General features: G+C 77.9%; 1 pseudogene. It reads left to right on the top strand.

Going from position 1 to position 289, the window contains the following annotated elements:
- Nucleotides 1-86 precede the first annotated feature (86 nt).
- Nucleotides 87-289 (top strand): annotated as a pseudogene (locus KVT14_RS20285) (hypothetical protein); the annotation flags it as partial.

Genomic DNA, 289 nt, shown 5'->3' with positions numbered 1-289 from the left:
CCGGGCGCACGTTCGCCGGCGCGCGGTCCGCCCGCCCGCAGGACGTAGAGGCCGCGCCCCGCGAGAACCGCGTCAGCCTGGCCAAGGTGCCCGAGACCCGGGCCACCGGCACCACGATCAACGACCAGCCGCTGTGCGAGATCCGGCTCGCCGTCGCGTCCCGCACCCGCCCCGCGTACACCACCACCACCCGGAGCGTCGTCAACCTGGGGCGGCTTCCCGGGCTCCAGCGCGGCGCGGTCGTCGTGGTGGCGCAGCTCGACGCGGGGCGACCCGACGGCGCGCCGGT

The sequence above is a fragment of the Cellulomonas sp. GbtcB1 genome, assembly GCF_019091725.1.
In the GTDB taxonomy this organism is placed as follows: Bacteria; Actinomycetota; Actinomycetes; order Actinomycetales; family Cellulomonadaceae; genus Cellulomonas.
This window is presented reverse-complemented; position numbering and strand designations above follow the sequence as displayed.